Source organism: Affinundibacterium flavidum, assembly GCF_014284175.1.
GTDB classification, from domain to species: Bacteria; Pseudomonadota; Gammaproteobacteria; order Burkholderiales; family Burkholderiaceae_D; genus Undibacterium; species Undibacterium flavidum.
The window spans coordinates 158238-175549 of sequence record NZ_JACOGA010000009.1; the positions used below are offsets into that span (position 1 = coordinate 158238).

Annotated in this window: 19 protein-coding genes; 12 read left to right on the forward strand and 7 right to left on the reverse strand. The window is 46.1% G+C overall.

Annotated elements, in window-relative coordinates; genetic code table 11:
* Positions 1–16 precede the first annotated feature (16 nt).
* Positions 17–250, forward strand: coding sequence for a hypothetical protein (locus H8K55_RS11130; RefSeq protein WP_186942171.1), 234 nt, complete (start codon positions 17–19; stop codon positions 248–250).
* Between the two features lie 61 nt (positions 251–311).
* Here H8K55_RS11130 and nhaA read toward each other — a convergent pair whose 3' ends face one another.
* From nhaA to H8K55_RS11165, 7 genes are all read right to left on the reverse strand, one after another.
* On the reverse strand, positions 312–1475 hold the full coding sequence (gene nhaA / locus H8K55_RS11135) for a Na+/H+ antiporter NhaA (protein WP_186942172.1): 1164 nt from the start codon (positions 1473–1475) through the stop codon (positions 312–314).
* A gap of 112 nt (positions 1476–1587) precedes the next feature.
* Positions 1588–2697, reverse strand: a complete 1110-nt coding sequence (locus tag H8K55_RS11140; RefSeq protein WP_329605025.1) for a VanZ family protein — start codon at positions 2695–2697, stop codon at positions 1588–1590.
* 67 nt (positions 2698–2764) lie between these two features.
* Entirely contained in the window at positions 2765–3397 is a 633-nt protein-coding gene (locus H8K55_RS11145) for an ABC-type transport auxiliary lipoprotein family protein (protein WP_186942173.1), read from the reverse strand.
* 148 nt (positions 3398–3545) lie between these two features.
* On the reverse strand, positions 3546–4490 hold the full coding sequence (locus H8K55_RS11150) for an MlaD family protein (RefSeq protein ID WP_186942174.1): 945 nt from the start codon (positions 4488–4490) through the stop codon (positions 3546–3548).
* A complete protein-coding gene (locus tag H8K55_RS11155; RefSeq protein ID WP_186942175.1) occupies positions 4480–5331 on the reverse strand; it encodes an ABC transporter ATP-binding protein in 852 nt (283 codons plus the stop codon). Before H8K55_RS11155 ends, H8K55_RS11150 begins: the two co-directional genes overlap by 11 nt.
* Positions 5332–5335: 4 nt before the next feature.
* The gene (locus H8K55_RS11160) at positions 5336–6460 is read right to left on the reverse strand and encodes an MlaE family ABC transporter permease (protein ID WP_186942176.1); all 1125 of its coding nucleotides are present in this window, start codon (positions 6458–6460) and stop codon (positions 5336–5338) included.
* A gap of 95 nt (positions 6461–6555) precedes the next feature.
* Positions 6556–8331 carry a phosphoethanolamine transferase gene (locus H8K55_RS11165; protein WP_230408573.1) on the reverse strand — a complete coding sequence of 592 codons (1776 nt, stop codon included), beginning with the start codon at positions 8329–8331 and terminating at the stop codon, positions 6556–6558.
* 488 nt (positions 8332–8819) lie between these two features.
* Between H8K55_RS11165 and rpsL the strand changes: the two genes are divergently transcribed.
* From rpsL to rplV, 11 genes are all read left to right on the forward strand, one after another.
* A complete protein-coding gene (gene rpsL, locus H8K55_RS11170; protein WP_186886132.1) occupies positions 8820–9203 on the forward strand; it encodes a 30S ribosomal protein S12 in 384 nt (127 codons plus the stop codon).
* Between the two features lie 191 nt (positions 9204–9394).
* On the forward strand, positions 9395–9865 hold the full coding sequence (gene rpsG / locus H8K55_RS11175; protein ID WP_186892660.1) for a 30S ribosomal protein S7: 471 nt from the start codon (positions 9395–9397) through the stop codon (positions 9863–9865).
* A gap of 144 nt (positions 9866–10009) precedes the next feature.
* Positions 10010–12115 carry an elongation factor G gene (gene fusA / locus H8K55_RS11180; protein WP_186942178.1) on the forward strand — a complete coding sequence of 702 codons (2106 nt, stop codon included), beginning with the start codon at positions 10010–10012 and terminating at the stop codon, positions 12113–12115.
* Positions 12116–12211: 96 nt separating this feature from the next.
* Positions 12212–13402: an elongation factor Tu gene (tuf, locus tag H8K55_RS11185; protein ID WP_186941270.1), complete on the forward strand. Its 1191-nt coding sequence runs from the start codon at positions 12212–12214 to the stop codon at positions 13400–13402.
* Between the two features lie 187 nt (positions 13403–13589).
* Positions 13590–13907 (forward strand): 30S ribosomal protein S10, encoded by a 318-nt coding sequence (gene rpsJ, locus H8K55_RS11190; RefSeq protein WP_186892579.1) that lies wholly within the window; start codon positions 13590–13592, stop codon positions 13905–13907.
* A 358-nt stretch (positions 13908–14265) separates the two neighbouring features.
* Entirely contained in the window at positions 14266–14922 is a 657-nt protein-coding gene (gene rplC / locus H8K55_RS11195; protein ID WP_186892580.1) for a 50S ribosomal protein L3, read from the forward strand.
* A gap of 3 nt (positions 14923–14925) precedes the next feature.
* The gene (gene rplD / locus H8K55_RS11200) at positions 14926–15549 is read left to right on the forward strand and encodes a 50S ribosomal protein L4 (protein WP_186892581.1); all 624 of its coding nucleotides are present in this window, start codon (positions 14926–14928) and stop codon (positions 15547–15549) included.
* The gene (gene rplW, locus H8K55_RS11205; RefSeq protein ID WP_186892582.1) at positions 15546–15857 is read left to right on the forward strand and encodes a 50S ribosomal protein L23; all 312 of its coding nucleotides are present in this window, start codon (positions 15546–15548) and stop codon (positions 15855–15857) included. Before rplD ends, rplW begins: the two co-directional genes overlap by 4 nt.
* A gap of 2 nt (positions 15858–15859) precedes the next feature.
* Positions 15860–16687, forward strand: coding sequence for a 50S ribosomal protein L2 (gene rplB, locus H8K55_RS11210; RefSeq protein ID WP_186892583.1), 828 nt, complete (start codon positions 15860–15862; stop codon positions 16685–16687).
* A gap of 10 nt (positions 16688–16697) precedes the next feature.
* Positions 16698–16973: a 30S ribosomal protein S19 gene (gene rpsS, locus H8K55_RS11215; RefSeq protein WP_186892584.1), complete on the forward strand. Its 276-nt coding sequence runs from the start codon at positions 16698–16700 to the stop codon at positions 16971–16973.
* Position 16974: 1 nt separating this feature from the next.
* The gene (gene rplV / locus H8K55_RS11220; protein ID WP_186892585.1) at positions 16975–17304 is read left to right on the forward strand and encodes a 50S ribosomal protein L22; all 330 of its coding nucleotides are present in this window, start codon (positions 16975–16977) and stop codon (positions 17302–17304) included.
* The last annotated feature ends 8 nt before the right edge of the window (positions 17305–17312 follow it).

A 17312-nucleotide genomic window follows, 5' to 3' on the forward strand; every position in this document is an offset into this window, starting at 1 on the left:
TTGATAGAGAAAAGCTATGAAATTTCTGACCTTGTTTATACAATCTAGTCTCGTATTAGGATTATGCTGTGCCTGTAAAAAACCAGCAGAGCCTAAAGTGAACAGTGCATCTGTCACAGCGGAGTCTGCCCCTGCCTTTAAAATTGCAGAGCATCAGCGTCAGGCGCTGGAACAGGCCAAGCAGGTTGAGCAAGAATTATCCAAAGCGAGTGAAGCGCATCAAAAGCAAATCGACGAGGCGACGAAGTAGGTATAGGCAGCGAGCTTGTTTGAGCATGCAGGATCAAGCAACTGAGGTTACCTAAGCCCGATTAAGTCCGATTGCTGGTGAATCTGAGCCAGACAAAACCGATCAGCCCCGCACATAGCGACGCGACCAAGATCGCCATTTTTGATGCATTGATCAATGCATCTTGGCCGGTAAACGCCAGATTGGTAATGAAGATAGACATCGTAAAGCCTATACCACCTAGGATGCCAGCACCAATCACGTGCCGCCATTGCATACCTGCAGGCAGTTGGCACAGTCCCGTCATAACCGCCAGTGCGCAACATAAGCTGACACCTAAGGGTTTGCCTAAGCCCAAACCCACAATAATTCCCAGACTATTCGCGCTGCTTAAGCTATGCGCCCAATCTGCACCTATGACGATGGCAGTGTTCGCTAACGCAAAGATGGGCAAGATCAGAAAGGCAACTGGCTTGTGGAGTAAGTGTTCAAGTTGATGCGACGGCGATTCCACATCCTCGCTTTTGGCAGAGTAGGGGATGGCAAATGCCAGCATGACACCCGCAATCGTTGCATGAACGCCCGACAGCAACATGCAAATCCACATGCCTATGCCGCCGATTAAGTACGGCCATAAAGCCATGCAGCGCATTTTACGATTGAGGGCAAGTAAGCCTAGCCAGATCGCAATTGCCAGTGCGAGGAAGAGTAGATTCACTTTCACAGTGTAAAACAAGGCAATCACAATGATGGCGCACAAATCATCAATGACGGCAAAAGCGACCACAAAAACTTTCAATGCGGCTGGAATCCTTTTTCCCAATAATGCCAATACACCTAAAGCAAAGGCAATATCAGTTGCCATAGGGATTCCTATCCCAGCCTGCGTTGCACTTCCCGCATTGAAGCCGAAGTGCAAAAGCGCAGGTGCGACGGTGCCGCCGAGTGCTGCGATCAAGGGCAGTAACGCGTTACGAAAATCAGATAATTCACCGCTATACAGTTCGCGTTCTAATTCCAAACCGATCAAGAGAAAAAAGATCGCCATCAAGGCATCGTTGACCCATAACTCCAGACTTAGGCCCGCGAACGAGATTTGCCAGAACTGGAGATAGTGTTGGCCGAAGGCGGAATTTGTGATCAGCAAAGATGCAGCGGTACACAGAATTAATAGTATCCCACCCGCTTTTTCGGAGTCAAAAAAGCGCTGAAAGCTGTGCGATAGTTGCTGCGGAAAATTTTGCATGAATTAAAAGTTTATGAACTTACAGTGTTGCGATTTTCTATTTAGGGCTTATGCAAAATTGCGCTGGCTGGGCGAACACAACAACGCCGGCGTTGGTTTTGCGTAAGTACTACTATTTTATTTTTTGCATGGGCTTCAATAAATACCAGATCGCGCCAAAAGGCCAGACCAGCGACAGAAACTGCGCAGCACCATAAAAATTGAGCATCTTGCCTTGTACCATGGTTTGCAAAGTATTCAGAAAGTAGGGATTACTTGGAATCAGATTCACCATCAAGAGACTAATTCCCAATAATAAAAATGCTAATCGTCGTTGCGCATGTGATGGTGCAAAAGAAAAGCCGTACAGCATAATGGTGCTGATCAAAATTCCACCTTGTGCCCCCGGTGCCAGCCATAAAAACGCATTCTCAGGTTGAAACATCAGGGCAGTGGATAAAGCTTTGACAGCTAATCCTGTCAGCAGTAAAAGACAAGCCAAAATAAATTTGGGCGCATGCCGATTTAAGAGCGATAAGCAAATCAAAATCGCCCCAGTGCAGCCACAGGCTGTGATGATGGTTTCTGACAGCAAATATGTTTCAGGACTCAGTTCAAGACCATGGCGCAAATAGTCACTGAGATCAATCGTGACATCCAGATATTCTTCACACCACAGTGAAATGAGTGGCAAGATTTGCCCATGACCAAACAAGAATGCTTGCGGAAAAATTTGGGCTAAGGGCCATAGGCCGAGTACCACCATTTCAGGAGAAGAATCTCTGAGTAACCACTTGCTGCGCAGTGCTTGCAAGCGTCCATTTTCCATTAGCAGCGGGAGTAAGGCGACGCCGAGCAAAGCGCCAATGATTCCACCTGCAGCATTGGTCAATAGGTCTAGTAGTGAGGTAACGCGACTAGGTAAAAAATACTGCGCGCTCTCCATCAATAAGCTGATGCCGCAACTGCTGATACTTGCAATCAAAAACGCCCAGCGTGTCTTGACGCGAGGATAGAGTGAAAATACTAGCAATGCGCCAAAAGGGATGTAACCGAGTACATTGACGATAGCATCGAACTGAGACCAATAACGTGGCCATTGCGAAATTTGCGCGCCGAACGCCGCCAGATTTTCAAACTGCCAACCTGAGAATGGATAAAGGCTGGCATACACAATCAAAATTGCATAGGCGACTAAACTGGCGCGTGACAGTGGTGAAGCGGTGAGATCTTGGTTGGACACAATAGCTTAGCTTCGTTGGAAGAAATTTTTGTTAAAGCGCATTCGCGACATCTGCGAGAGCATGGATTTATTTTAATTGAGTCTGCATCCAGCTAATTAGTTCCGCAATCGCGCTATCACTTGCTTGTGGCATTGCTTTTGCACCACCACGCGCATCAGGGCTTTCCGTAGCTACTTGTGCTGTAAATATTTTTTGCCCCAGTAATTGATTATTTTTGATCAGGCTGGCGCGCCAACGAAGCTGCACCTGACTTTGATTGGGTGTAGAAAATTGTTGAGAAAATTCTTCTAATTCCAAACGCAATAAAGGCAAGGCTTTGACGCCATCACTAGTCGCCAAGACCGCACCACCTTGGCGATTGATTTGTGCTTTGATTCTTTGTTTGAGTAATTGTGCCGGCGGCATACTCCAGCGGCTTTGCGCATATGGACGGAGTTCTTGCCCATTCTCATATTGCAGCCGATACAGCATGGCTGAACTTTCCAGGCTCACTGGCGCTTGAATCTCGGCCAGCTGGATTTTTAATGTGGACAGCGCTTCCGTGCCAGCAGCGCTGGAATTCGCCAATTCACTGCCAAAGTCATATTGCTGTTGAACGCTGGTACTGGCGCAGGCACTGAGCAAGACGATGGCAAGGCATGCGCTCAAATTTTGCCCAATTGTTTTGATACTGCCGGCATGAAGTGCTCTAATTGACATGGTCATTTCCTGCTCAAAATATTTGTTTGAATTTGCTTGGTTTTATTTAAAAATTTTTACTAAAGACTGAGGTACTTCGAAAATGGGACTACAGCAATGGCGCTTCGGTAATGGTGCTTCGACAATGGTGCTTCGGCAATGTGCACGACTATTTATTTCCAGCCTCATTTTTAAATCCCGCTTCACCAGGCCCAGGGGCTACCGGTTTAGCACCAAAGATCAGACTTTGCGGTCTGTCATTAAAAGTCTCCGCACCGCGATTGATGCTGCGCAATGTGCTGCCCGCATCGCGTACTAAATTGTTGATGGCTGGCAGCGTTTCATATTGCAGGCTCTGGCTCATGTCTTCGACATTTTTGCTCAAACGCGTAATGCTGCCATTTTCGCCTTGCAGATTATTGATGAGCAGATTCAAATTATTGCTGGTGTTTTTAGCGTTATCAGAAAATTGCTTGAAGGCCAATGCGCTTTCTTTTGCCTGACGTACAGTTTGCGGTAATTCATTTAAGACTGGCTCGAGTTTGGCAGGGAATCCTTCCCAAGCCGCGGCGGTCTTGCCGATTTGCTTGACTGCGTTGGTCAGGGAAGCGCGGTTGTCCTGATCGAGCAGGGCATTTAAGCGTTTGCTCAATTCTTCTGTTTGACTCAAGATCGCCAGACCATGTTTTTCTACTTCTTGCATCAAGCCCGGGCGCAAGGGAATGCGTGCGCCCAATTGCGGATCGCGCACCACGGCAGCGGATTTGCTACCGTCATCGTCGAGTTCAATAAAGGCGATTCCAGTTACACCTTGATAGCCTAAAGTCGCGTAAGTAGATTGGGTGATTGGCGTGTCGGAAACGATATCTAAACTTAATAATAATTGACCCGGCACTTTGCTATCGAAATCAATATCGGTCACTTTGCCGACTTTAATTCCCTTATAACGCACTGCCGCTTGTATGTTCAAGCCTGATACTTTTAAAGACGTCGCAATCGTATACGGCGTACGCTGGATTTCATCCTTGCCTAACCATAGTGCCAGTGCGCCAGCCAAAATTGCCAGACCTATCGCGAATACGCCGGCGATTAAGGCGTGAGATTTACTTTCCATAATGTTTCGCTCCTGACGCAGTATTGATCATTTGCTGCGGATCAAGTGATTGTGGTAATACTTCCATGGCGCGTAAACCGCGGCCACCACGGAAATAAGTTTGAATAAAAGGATGGTCAACTTGTGTGACGCCGCGCGCACTACCAACGGCGATCATTTTTCTATCGGCGATGACACCGATGCGTGAAGATAGTGCAAATAAGGTATCCAGATCATGCGTCACCATCACCACGGTTAAGCTGAGTAATTGATGCAGCGATTGAATTAAGCTGACGAAGCTATCCGAACTATCTGGATCTAATCCCGCAGTCGGCTCATCTAAGAACAATAATTCAGGGTCTAGCGCAATGGCGCGGGCTAAAGCGATACGCTTAATCATCCCGCCTGATAAATCCGATGGCATTTTTTTTGCATGTTCAAAACCGATGCCCGACATATGTAGTTTCAGATACGCGATGTCCATGATTAAGGATTCAGGCAGATCGCCTAATTCGCGTAAGGGCTGTGCCACGTTTTCAATTACATTCAATGCCGAATACAGCGCGCCGTGTTGAAATAACATACCTGAGCGACGACGTAAATGCTCAACGTGGTGCAGTTTCGGCGCATGGATATCTTCGCCAAATACTTTGATGATGCCGCCTTTGGGAACTTCTAATCCCAGCATCTGGCGCATGAGTACCGTTTTGCCAGAGCCTGAACCACCAACGATGGAGAAAATTTCACCTCTACGTATTTGCAAATTGAGATCATCATGAATCACCGTGCGTCCAAATTGCGTGCGCAGGTGTTCGATTTCTATGACATGTTCAATGGCTGGTGTCGGGCTCAAGGTATCCATAGCTTCAGTATGCAATATTGCGGAACAGTACCGCGAAAAAAGCATCGGCAATAATAACGGAGGTAATTGAAACGACGACTGAACTGGTCGTTCCTAGCCCCAGACTTTCCGTATTCGGTTTGATTCTTAAACCATAATGACAGGCAATAACGGCGATCAGTATGCCGAACACCACGCCTTTTCCTAAACCTATCCAATAATTCGCCAGGCTCACCACATCGGGCAATTTGTGCAGGAAGAATCCGGGTGACATATCAAGTATGAATTGTGCAGAAATGGCACCGCCGATCAGTGCCATGACATCGGTCCAGATGACGATTAAGGGCATCGTGATTGCCAGTGCAATTACCTTTGGCATGATTAAGCGAAATCCGACCGGAATCCCCATCACACGCATGGCGTCGAGCTCTTCGGTGACTTTCATCACGCCTAATTGGGCGGTAATGGCGGAGCCTGAACGTCCGGCGATTAAGATTGCCGCTAACATCGGCCCCAATTCGCGAATAATACTGATACCCAGCAAATTGACGATGAACAAGTCGCCACCATAACTACGCAATTGCTGTCCGGACAAATACGATAAGACCACGCCGATTAAAAGCCCGACTAAGGCAGTGATCGCCATCGCTTGAAAACCCGTACGATAAATATTCGCGGAAATTTCTTTCCACGGGCCGCGCGTGGGATGGCGCACTAGGCGCGCTAAATCCAATACCAGTTGACCGAGCAATTCAGTCACACCGATTACATGCAAAGCGAAATTTAAGGATAAACGCCCCAGTTTGCCAAATGGCGGCACGATGGGCTTTTGTGCGACTGGCATGGCAATTCTTTGTACTTCCGCCAGACGTTCAAATAATGCTTGGTGTTGTTCTCTGAGCTGTAGTTTGGCTGGATAAGATTTACCCCATGCCTGCCATAGCAATTGAGCGCCAATATGATCGAGTGCTGTCAGTTGCGTTAGATCCCACGCCAATTCCAGCTTGCCTTGGAGCTCTTGCAAGCTGAGATGGATAGTTTGCATCAAGCTTGCTTCGGCCAGCATATCCGTCAACCAGGCACCGTGGATTTGCACGGTCGGCTGGTCGGTGGTGATGAACGTGAGGGTGGGAGTGATGTCGCGGCGCATGACTTAAGTGTAAGGCACAAATGGAAGGTGGGCAATTGATATGGAAGGCATTTAGCCTTTTGCCTTCCATTCTAGAAACGGCTTACCTTTTTAAACTACTTCTCTTGGACTAGCGGTGTCTTATTGTCGATTACCTCGCGGCAATCCCCCTTCAGATGCGCATCGTCGTAATTGCTCCAGCCGTAGCTGTCGACATAGCGCGTATGAAATTTCCACTGCGGGCTAAAAATGCTGCGATCGAGTTTCTCATCAGGATAACGAATGTCCACCATATCAACGACTGAATGGAAAATGTTTTCTGTCGTCAGTTTCGCATTCTGATGAGCTTTTAGCTGTTGAATTTTTTGCGGATGTTGTGCCGCGTATTGATCTGAATACCAGACAAATGCCGGGATATGAAATTCAAATTGGGTGTTGTGACCATGGAACGCCAGATTGCAACTGCCGTCGTATAAGGTTTGCCCATGATCCGACACATACCATAACGCCGTCATATGCGGTATCGCTTTGAGTTGCGCAATCATACGCGCCAAAATCCAGTCGTTATACAAAATCGAATTGTCGTAGCTATTATTCAGTGCTTCTTTGTTCTTTAAGTTGGTATAGGCTGGATTACTAATGCCAAATAAAGAGGGCTTCCACTTATCATAGCTTTGTGGATAGCGATGACTGTAATTCCAATGATTGCCCAGACTGTGAATCACGATGAGCTTATTTGGTGCACTGTCATTTAGGGCGTTTTGCAGCGGTGTGAATAAGATCTGATCGTAACTCGAATTATTTGTGAAGCCGCCCAGATTCAAGAACTGCGTGACATCGGCCTCTTTGGCAATTACCGAGGTCGGCGTATCAAATTGCCCGAAGCTCATTTGATTTGAAATCCAGAAAGTCTTAAACCCTGCTTCCTGATATGCGCTCAGAAAGGATTTTTCACTAAATCCAGGTTTGAGACTCTGAGTCGCGGGTTTGCGGGTGGCGATGATGGGTACCGATAAGCGCGTCGCGGCGACTGCAGTAATCATGTCGCTAAAGCTCACCAGATTTGTTTCTTGGCTAAGATAGGGATTGGTGATTCTTTGATAGCCATTTAAGCTCCAGCGATCATAACGCGATGATTCACCAATGACGACCACGATAGTTTGTTGAAAATCGTTGCCTGCAGCTTGCTGTGCATGGAAGCGAAATAAGCGACTCTTTTCACTCAATGTCGCTAGAAAACTGCGTTCTTGATAAAAATCAATCGCGCGCGCCCAAATTCCTGCTGGCCAGCTGCGTGAAAAGCTATCGAGGTCGTACAGGGCTTCGGTCCAATTCGGTAGCGCGGGCTGCTGGTCTAAGTATTCTTGGAGTGTTGACCATGAACGTATCTGCCACACATGCGGCCCCTCATTCGCGCTAGTTGCTATGGCGCTGGTACTGACTTTGGCGGAGGCGCTGGCAACGCCAACCCGTAAGCCATAACTCCAACAAATTGAGATACTTGCAATAATAGCGAGGCAGATCCAGCGCGATGAATGGCGCCAAGCTAGTGAGGGCGTCGCCTTAGCGGCGCGCAGTAAGGACCACCACCAAGCCATAATCGTGATGATGATCAGTAGCAGCAGCCAGACTTTGTGACCTAAAAATTCCAAAGCTTCTTTTGGGCTAGTTTCAGTGATAATCCCAAGATGGTGTGTGGAAATCCCTTGTCCGAAGTACAAACGCAGATAAATCTCTACCGGAATCGCCAAAAAGGCTGGCAATAATAAGTAATGAAACCAGCGTGGGCTTTGGAAAATATTCCACAATAGCAACCAGCCAATAATCTCATACGCCACTATGCGTGATGCGTGTTCTACTGGTTTGCCTAATAAATAATCAAAAAAAGGCAAGCAACTGATAAGAAAGTAGCTTGTTAATAAGTAAAATTGGGGGAGTCGGAAGGGCTTGTGCATGCAATTGTGCATTCAATAAAGGCAAAATAAGTGAAATGAGCCTCGTAGTGCTCATCTCTTGTTGGAAATAGCCTGGCATTTTATCCTTGACGGGCGCAAATAGCTTTCTTAAATAGATGCTGCTCTATAAATAATGCACTTTATTTAGTCATTTTGATCTGGCATACGGCGTGCCAGATGCTATCCTAAGTGGTTGTTTCTATTGTTTTTCATTGACTTTGCTTGAAACAAAGGTGTACACTCGCGAGTTCTCGATTTTATATGGTTTATTCTTACGCACTGCCAATTTGTATTTAAGCATGTGTATGAGCATGAATGGTCGAGGGCTTGCAGACTTTGTTTGTGAGTGAATATATAGATTTTAAGTGCCCGGGCAACCGTTTCCGGGCGTGTGTTTAACGTTGTATTTTGTTGGATTAAAAACGATGCCAACCATCAATCAACTGATTCGCCAACCACGTGTTTCTGCAGTGGTTAAGAGCAAATCTCCGGCGCTGGAAAACAGCCCACAAAAACGCGGCGTATGTACTCGCGTTTATACGACAACTCCAAAAAAGCCTAACTCGGCTTTGCGTAAAGTTGCCAAAGTACGCTTGACCAACGGTTTCGAAGTTATTTCGTATATCGGCGGTGAAGGTCATAACTTGCAAGAACATAGCGTAGTTTTGTTGCGCGGTGGTCGTGTAAAAGATTTGCCGGGTGTGCGTTACCATATGGTTCGTGGTGCTTTGGATACTCAAGGTGTTAAAGACCGTAAGCAAGCTCGTTCCAAATATGGTTCTAAGCGCGCTAAGGCTGTTAAGAAGTAATTTTCTAGTCCACTAGAATTTTATTTTACAGTCAACTTGTAATTTTTCTGTAACTAAGCCTCAGTAAAATCTCCGTAGTTCGGAGAGGTGTCGGTCTCGAATGAGCCGAGTAAGTGGTGGCTATGATGGCTCACCGCGAGCGTTGATAAATCTGTTATCGACCGCTCAACTGAAGATTGAAAGGAATTGAAATGCCACGTCGTCGTGAAGTCCCGAAACGGGATATTTTGCCGGATCCAAAATTCGGTAATGTTGAAGTATCAAAATTTGTTAACGTGTTGATGTTGTCTGGCAAGAAGTCTGTTGCTGAAGGCATTATCTATGGCGCGTTTGATCACATCCAAACTAAATCTGGTAAAGATCCTTTGGAAGTGTTCGCAACTGCAATCAACAATGCTAAGCCATTGGTTGAAGTTAAATCCCGCCGCGTTGGTGGTGCTAACTATCAAGTTCCAGTTGAAGTTCGTCCAGTTCGCCGTTTGGCTTTGTCTATGCGTTGGTTGCGTGAAGCAGCGAACAAGCGTAGCGAAAAATCTATGCCGCAACGCTTGGCTGGTGAATTGTTGGAAGCCGCTGAAGGTCGCGGCGGCGCAATGAAGAAACGTGATGAAGTGCATCGTATGGCTGAAGCCAACAAAGCCTTCTCCCACTTCCGCTTCTAATTTATTTAGTCGTTGCGTTAAAAGTGAGAGGCCATTGTATGAAATTTTTACAGTGGTTTTTCCAGGTATATTGAATCAGGCCGGGCGTGATTTCTTCTTGAAAATTACGCTCGGTTTTGTCCATTAAAAGATTTAGGAATAGCTATGGCCCGTAAGACCCCCATTGAGCGCTACCGTAATATCGGTATTTCGGCTCACATTGATGCTGGTAAAACCACGACAACCGAACGTGTTTTGTTCTACACCGGTGTAAATCACAAAATCGGTGAAGTGCATGATGGCGCGGCTACCATGGACTGGATGGAGCAAGAACAAGAGCGCGGTATTACTATTACTTCCGCTGCGACAACTTGCTTCTGGAGTGGTATGGCGAATAATTTCCAGCCACACCATATCAATATTATTGATACACCAGGCCACGTTGACTTCACGATTGAAGTTGAGCGTTCTATGCGTGTTTTGGACGGTGCTTGCATGGTTTACTGTGCAGTCGGCGGCGTTCAGCCACAATCTGAAACAGTTTGGCGTCAAGCTAACAAGTACAAAGTCCCACGTTTGGCATTCGTCAACAAGATGGATCGTACTGGCGCGAACTTCTTCAAAGTGTACGATCAAATGCGTGCACGTTTGAAAGCAAATCCAGTGCCTTTGCAAGTACCTATCGGCGCTGAAGATTTGTTCGAAGGCGTGATCGATTTGGTTAAGATGAAAGCGATCATCTGGGATGTAGCATCTCAAGGTATGAAATTTGAATACGGCGAAATCCCTGAGAATTTGTTAGCTGACGCGAAAAAATGGCGCGAAAACATGGTTGAAGCTGCTGCTGAAGCCAGCGAAGAATTGATGAACAAATACCTTGAAGAAGGTGATTTGACTGAAGCTGAAATCAAAAAAGCTTTGCGTCAACGTACTATCGCTTCTGAAATCGTTCCAATGTTGTGCGGTACTGCATTTAAAAACAAAGGCGTTCAGGCGATGTTGGATGCGGTAGTTGAGTACTTGCCATCTCCGATCGATATTCCACCAGTTCCTGGTACGAATGAAGATGATGAGCCTGTAGTTCGTGAAGCTAAAGACACAGAGAAATTCTCTGGCTTGGCGTTCAAGATTGCAACTGATCCGTTCGTTGGTCAATTGTGCTTCGTTCGTTGCTACTCAGGTACTTTGAATTCTGGTGATACGGTTTATAACTCTGTTAAAGAGAAAAAAGAGCGTATTGGTCGTTTGGTTCAGATGCATGCAAACCAACGTGAAGAAATCAAAGAAATGTTGGCGGGTGATATCGCGGCTGTGGTTGGTCTGAAAGACACAACAACTGGTGATACCTTGTGCGACGAAAAAGCGATCGTTGTCTTGGAACGTATGGTGTTCCCAGAGCCAGTTATTTCTCAAGCGGTTGAGCCAAAGACTAAGCAAGATCAAGAGAAAATGGGCTTGGCATTGAACCGTTTGGCGGCTGAAGATCCATCTTTCCGCGTACGTACTGACGAAGAATCTGGTCAGACAATTATCGCTGGTATGGGTGAATTGCATCTGGACATTATCGTTGACCGTATGAAGCGTGAATTTAACGTGGAAGCAACTGTTGGTAAGCCACAAGTTGCATACCGCGAAACAATTCGCAAAACTTGCGAAGAAATCGAAGGTAAGTTCGTTAAGCAATCTGGTGGTCGTGGTCAATACGGTCACGTAGTATTGAAGATCGAGCCGCAAGAACCAGGTAAAGGTTTCGAATTCGTTGATGCGATCAAAGGCGGTACAGTTCCACGTGAATACATTCCTGCAGTTGAAAAAGGTGTACGTGAAACATTGACTTCCGGTGTATTGGCTGGCTACCCAGTGGTTGACGTTAAAGTTACTCTGTTCTTCGGTTCATACCATGACGTCGACTCCAATGAAAACGCGTTCCGTATGGCGGGTTCTATGGCGTTTAAAGACGGCTGCCGCAAAGCAAGCCCAGTTATTCTGGAGCCAATGATGGCGGTTGAAGTAGAAACACCAGAAGACTACGCTGGTACAGTGATGGGTGATTTGTCCTCACGTCGCGGTATGGTTCAAGGTATGGATGAGATTGCTGGTGGTGGCGGTAAGATCATTAAAGCTGAAGTGCCATTGTCTGAGATGTTTGGTTACTCAACTTCTTTGCGTTCAGCAACTCAAGGTCGTGCGACTTATTCCATGGAATTCAAGCACTACTCTGAAGCACCGAAGAATGTTATCGACGCAATCGTTACATCTAAAGCTAAGTAATAATTAAGTTATTTAAATCGGAAAATCCTGCTTCGATAACTCTTTGTTAGAGAAGCAGGTAATTAATCTAATCGTTCTTTTTGAAGGAAGAATAAAATGGCAAAAGGTAAGTTCGAACGCACCAAGCCGCACGTTAACGTCGGTACAATTGGTCACGTGGATCACGGTAAAACGACATTGACAGCAGCGATTGCGACAGTATTGTCTAAGAAATTTGGCGGCGAAGCTAAAGCATACGATCAAATCGATGCAGCTCCAGAAGAAAAAGCGCGCGGTATTACAATTAATACAGCCCACGTAGAATACGAAACAGCAGGTCGTCACTATGCTCACGTTGACTGCCCAGGCCATGCTGATTATGTTAAAAACATGATTACTGGTGCTGCTCAGATGGACGGCGCGATCTTAGTTTGCTCCGCAGCTGACGGTCCTATGCCACAAACACGTGAACACATCTTGTTGGCACGTCAAGTTGGTGTTCCATACATCATCGTTTTCTTGAACAAATGCGACATGGTGGATGACGCTGAGTTGTTGGAATTGGTTGAAATGGAAGTTCGTGAGTTATTGTCTAAATACGAATTCCCAGGCGACGATTTGCCTATCATCCAAGGTTCTGCAAAATTGGCGCTCGAAGGCGACAAAGGTCCATTGGGCGAAGAAGCCATCATGAAATTGGCTGATGCTTTGGATTCTTACATCCCAACACCAGAACGTGCTGTTGACGGCGCATTCCTGTTGCCAGTAGAAGACGTATTCTCTATTTCTGGTCGCGGTACAGTGGTCACCGGCCGTATCGAACGCGGTATCGTTAAAGTCGGCGAAGAGATCGAAATCGTTGGTATTAAAGACACAGTTAAAACAACATGTACTGGTGTTGAAATGTTCCGCAAATTGCTGGACCAAGGTCAAGCAGGCGATAACGTTGGTGTGTTGTTGCGCGGTACTAAGCGTGAAGATATTCAACGTGGTCAAGTATTGTCTAAACCAGGTTCTATTAAGCCACATAGTCACTTTACAGGCGAGATCTACGTTTTGTCTAAAGATGAAGGTGGTCGTCATACACCATTCTTTAACAACTATCGTCCACAGTTCTACTTCCGTACAACGGACGTAACTGGTTCAATCGAGTTGCCGAAAGATAAAGAAATGGTGATGCCAGGTGATAACGTCTCTATCACAGTAAAATTGATCAACCCGATCGCGATGGAAGAAGGTCTCCGTTTCGCGATTCGTGAAGGTGGTCGTACTGTTGGTGCGGGTGTTGTTGCTAAAATTATCGAGTAATATCTTCCACAATTTTGCCGATGAATTTCATCGATAAAATTTAGGAAAAATCGAAATTTGGTGTACACTAGTCGGCTGTCGTGCTTTTTTAAGCTCGACAGCCGTAGTTTTTTAGTCTTAGTAGTAATCGCTCTTTGTTAAAAATGCCACTTTCCAGCATTGTGGCCCGTTCTTTACAGGAAATATCATGTCTACAGCAAATCAAAAAATCCGTATTCGCTTGAAAGCTTTCGATTACAAGTTGATCGATCAATCAGCTCTCGAAATTGTAGAAACAGCTAAGCGTACCGGCGCTGTTGTTAAAGGTCCAGTTCCTTTGCCAACACGTATTCAACGTTTCGACGTATTGCGTTCCCCGCACGTTAACAAAACTTCCCGTGATCAATTCGAAATCCGCACGCATCAGCGTTTGATGGACATCGTTGATCCAACGGACAAAACTGTTGACGCATTGATGAAACTCGACTTGCCAGCTGGTGTCGACGTAGAAATCAAATTGCAATAATTGCTAGCTCGATAAATCCAATTCTGGGGCGCAGCACCGCGTTGCTTGTCCTCGCAATACCTGAGTATTGCTGCGGGAAGCGCCTTGTTCTGCATCCCCATAATTGAATTTCTCAAGCCAGCTTTCTGTTTGCTAAAAAATTTTGAAGCATCATAAAATCTTTTAAGTGATCAGAGAAAAACTGACATACCATAATTTTTTCTATTTTCAAATAAATTTATCTTGTAAGTGGAAAATTTTCAGGTTACAATCGAAGGCTTAGATTTGGATAGGCTTGCGCCTGTCTATTTTTTAAGTTTTAAAAAGTAAGTTTCTAAACATCAGCCTCACCCAATCGTAGGTGAGAATGGAGAAAACAATGAGCTTGGGCCTAGTTGGTCGCAAGGTTGGTATGATGCGCATTTTTACTGATGATGGTGATTCAATTCCAGTCACAGTATTAGATGTGTCCAACAACCGCGTGACACAAATCAAAACTCCTGAAACAGACGGTTACTCCGCTGTTCAGGTAACATTCGGTCAGCGCCGTGCATCCCGTGTAACTAAAGCGGCTGCAGGTCACCTCGCAAAAGCGGGCGTGGAAGCTGGTACTGTCTTAAAAGAATTCCGTGTTGACGCTGCTAAAGCTGCTGAACTGAAAGCGGGCGATGTTGTGCCTGTTGGCTTGTTCGAAGCTGGTCAAAAAGTCGACGTGCAAGGTGTGACAATTGGTAAAGGCTATGCCGGTACTATTAAGCGTCACCACTTCGCATCTGGTCGTGCTACTCACGGTAACTCACGTTCACATAATGTTCCTGGTTCTATCGGTATGGCGCAGGATCCTGGTCGCGTTTTCCCAGGTAAGCGCATGACTGGTCACTTGGGTGATGTTACGCGTACAGTGCAAAATCTTGTCATCGCTCGTGTGGATGCTGATCGCCAATTGTTGTTGGTGAAAGGTGCTATTCCAGGCGCGAAAAACGGTCAGGTGATTGTATCGCCAGCTGTTAAAGTTAAAGCAAAGAAGGGGGCTTAATTTATGGAACTGAAGCTCCTAAATGCGGATGGTCAATCTGCTTCTAACGTTGCTGCACCAGATACTATTTTTGGTCGTGACTACAATGAAGCCTTGATTCATCAAGTAGTTGTTGCTTACCAAGCAAATGCTCGCAGTGGTAACCGCAAACAATTGGGTCGTGACGAAGTTCACCACACAACGAAGAAGCCATGGCGTCAAAAAGGTACGGGTCGTGCTCGTGCTGGTATGTCATCTTCCCCATTGTGGCGTGGAGGCGGTCGTGCTTTCCCTAATTCTCCTGATGAGAACTTCTCTCACAAAGTTAACAAGAAGATGTATCGCGCAGGTATCTGCTCGATCTTGTCTCAGTTGGCTCGTGAAGGTCGTTTGAATGTTGTTGACAGTCTGACTGTTGATGCGCCAAAAACTAAGTTGTTGTCTGAAAAATTGAAGACGATGGGTTGCTTGGATTCAGTATTGATTATTACTGAAGACTTCAACGAAAACTTGATGTTGGCTGCTCGCAATCTGGTTAACGTTTTGGTTGTTGAGCCACGTTATGCTGATCCAGTTTCTTTGGTGTTCTACAAGAAAGTGTTGATCACAAAAGCGGCCTTGACAAAGATTGAGGAGATGCTGGCATGAGCGTAATCAAGCATAGTGAAGAACGCCTGATGAAGGTGTTGCTGGCTCCGGTGATCTCTGAAAAAGCAACTATGGTTGCAGAGAAAAACGAGCAAGTTGTGTTCCTGGTAATGCCAGATGCAACTAAGCCAGAAATCAAGGCTGCTGTTGAGTTGCTGTTTAAGGTTCAGGTTGAATCTGTGCAAGTAGCTAACCGCTTGGGCAAACAAAAACGTACTGGTAAATTTAATGGCCGTCGCAATCATACAAAACGCGCTTTTGTATGCTTGAAACCAGGTCAAGAAATTAACTTTACCGAGGGGGCATAAGCATGGCACTCGTTAAGATGAAGCCAACCTCACCAGGCCGTCGTGGTATGGTTAAAGTGGTAACTGAAGGTCTGCATAAAGGTCGTCCGTTTGCTGCTTTGTTGGAAAAGAAAAATAAAACTGCTGGCCGTAACAACAATGGTCATATCACTACACGCCATATCGGCGGTGGTCATAAGCAGCACTATCGTTTAGTCGATTTTAAGCGTTCTAAAGATGGTATTCCTGCGAAAGTTGAACGCATTGAATACGATCCTAACCGTACAGCGCACATTGCTTTGTTGTGCTACGCGGATGGTGAACGTGCATACATCATTGCATCCAAAGGTATGGCTGCTGGTGATCAGGTCATGAACGGCTCACAAGCGCCGATCAAATCTGGTAACTGCTTGCCAATCCGCAATATCCCAGTCGGTACAACTATGCATTGCGTAGAAATGTTGCCAGGCAAGGGTGCGCAGATCGCTCGTACTGCTGGTGCTGGTGTGGTGTTGATGGCTCGCGAAGGTACATACGCTCAAGTGCGTTTGCGCTCTGGTGAAGTTCGTCGTATCCATATCGAATGCCGTGCAACTATCGGTGAAGTCGGTAACGGTGAGCATAACCTCCGTAAAATTGGTAAAGCTGGTGCGATGCGTTGGCGCGGTGTACGCCCGACAGTTCGCGGTGTTGTCATGAATCCTATCGATCACCCACACGGTGGTGGTGAAGGTAAGACAGCAGCAGGACGTCATCCAGTTTCTCCATGGGGTCAGCAAACTAAGGGTAAGAAGACACGTCGCAACAAGCGTACGACTTCCATGATCGTTTCACGCCGTGGCAAGAAATAAGGGGTAACACATGACACGTTCAGCTAAAAAAGGGCCGTTTTGCGACGCCCATTTGGTAAAGAAAGTCGAAGCTGCGCAAGCAAATAAAGACAAAAAACCAATTAAGACTTGGTCACGTCGTTCGACAATCATGCCTGATTTCATCGGTCTGACTATCGCTGTACACAATGGTAAGCAGCACGTACCAGTGTACGTTTCTGAAAACATGGTAGGCCATAAATTGGGCGAATTCGCATTGACTCGCACATTTAAAGGTCATATCGCGGATAAGAAAGCGAAGAGATAATATGGAAACCAAAGCAATATTGAAGGGTGTACGTCTGTCCGAGCAAAAAGGTCGCTTGGTAGCAGACTTGATCCGTGGTAAGAAAGTCGATCAAGCATTAAACATCTTAGCCTTCAGTCCGAAAAAAGGCGCGACTATCATTAAGAAAGTCTTGGAATCAGCAATTGCTAATGCCGAGCACAATGATGGTGCCGATATCGATGAATTGAAAGTTACGACGATTTATGTCGAAAAAGGACCAATTCTCAAACGCTTTACAGCGCGCGCAAAAGGTCGTGGTGATCGTATCTCTAAACAATCCTGTCACATTTATGTGACTGTTGGTAACTAAGGAGTCAC

Bases quoted from the DNA above. Each gene is read 5' to 3' on its own strand.
- rpsJ (WP_186892579.1), top strand. From the start codon at position 13,590: ATGTCTACAGCAAATCAAAAAATCCGTATTCGCTTGAAAGCTTTCGAT.
- H8K55_RS11130 (WP_186942171.1), top strand. From the start codon at position 17: ATGAAATTTCTGACCTTGTTTATACAATCTAGTCTCGTATTAGGATTA.
- rplC (WP_186892580.1), top strand. From the start codon at position 14,266: ATGAGCTTGGGCCTAGTTGGTCGCAAGGTTGGTATGATGCGCATTTTT.
- rpsG (WP_186892660.1), top strand. From the start codon at position 9,395: ATGCCACGTCGTCGTGAAGTCCCGAAACGGGATATTTTGCCGGATCCA.
- tuf (WP_186941270.1), top strand. From the start codon at position 12,212: ATGGCAAAAGGTAAGTTCGAACGCACCAAGCCGCACGTTAACGTCGGT.
- H8K55_RS11150 (WP_186942174.1), bottom strand. From the start codon at position 4,490: ATGGAAAGTAAATCTCACGCCTTAATCGCCGGCGTATTCGCGATAGGT.
- fusA (WP_186942178.1), top strand. From the start codon at position 10,010: ATGGCCCGTAAGACCCCCATTGAGCGCTACCGTAATATCGGTATTTCG.
- rplV (WP_186892585.1), top strand. From the start codon at position 16,975: ATGGAAACCAAAGCAATATTGAAGGGTGTACGTCTGTCCGAGCAAAAA.
- H8K55_RS11155 (WP_186942175.1), bottom strand. From the start codon at position 5,331: ATGGATACCTTGAGCCCGACACCAGCCATTGAACATGTCATAGAAATC.
- H8K55_RS11160 (WP_186942176.1), bottom strand. From the start codon at position 6,460: ATGCGCCGCGACATCACTCCCACCCTCACGTTCATCACCACCGACCAG.
- nhaA (WP_186942172.1), bottom strand. From the start codon at position 1,475: ATGCAAAATTTTCCGCAGCAACTATCGCACAGCTTTCAGCGCTTTTTT.
- rplB (WP_186892583.1), top strand. From the start codon at position 15,860: ATGGCACTCGTTAAGATGAAGCCAACCTCACCAGGCCGTCGTGGTATG.
- rplW (WP_186892582.1), top strand. From the start codon at position 15,546: ATGAGCGTAATCAAGCATAGTGAAGAACGCCTGATGAAGGTGTTGCTG.
- rpsS (WP_186892584.1), top strand. From the start codon at position 16,698: ATGACACGTTCAGCTAAAAAAGGGCCGTTTTGCGACGCCCATTTGGTA.
- rplD (WP_186892581.1), top strand. From the start codon at position 14,926: ATGGAACTGAAGCTCCTAAATGCGGATGGTCAATCTGCTTCTAACGTT.
- rpsL (WP_186886132.1), top strand. From the start codon at position 8,820: ATGCCAACCATCAATCAACTGATTCGCCAACCACGTGTTTCTGCAGTG.
- H8K55_RS11145 (WP_186942173.1), bottom strand. From the start codon at position 3,397: ATGTCAATTAGAGCACTTCATGCCGGCAGTATCAAAACAATTGGGCAA.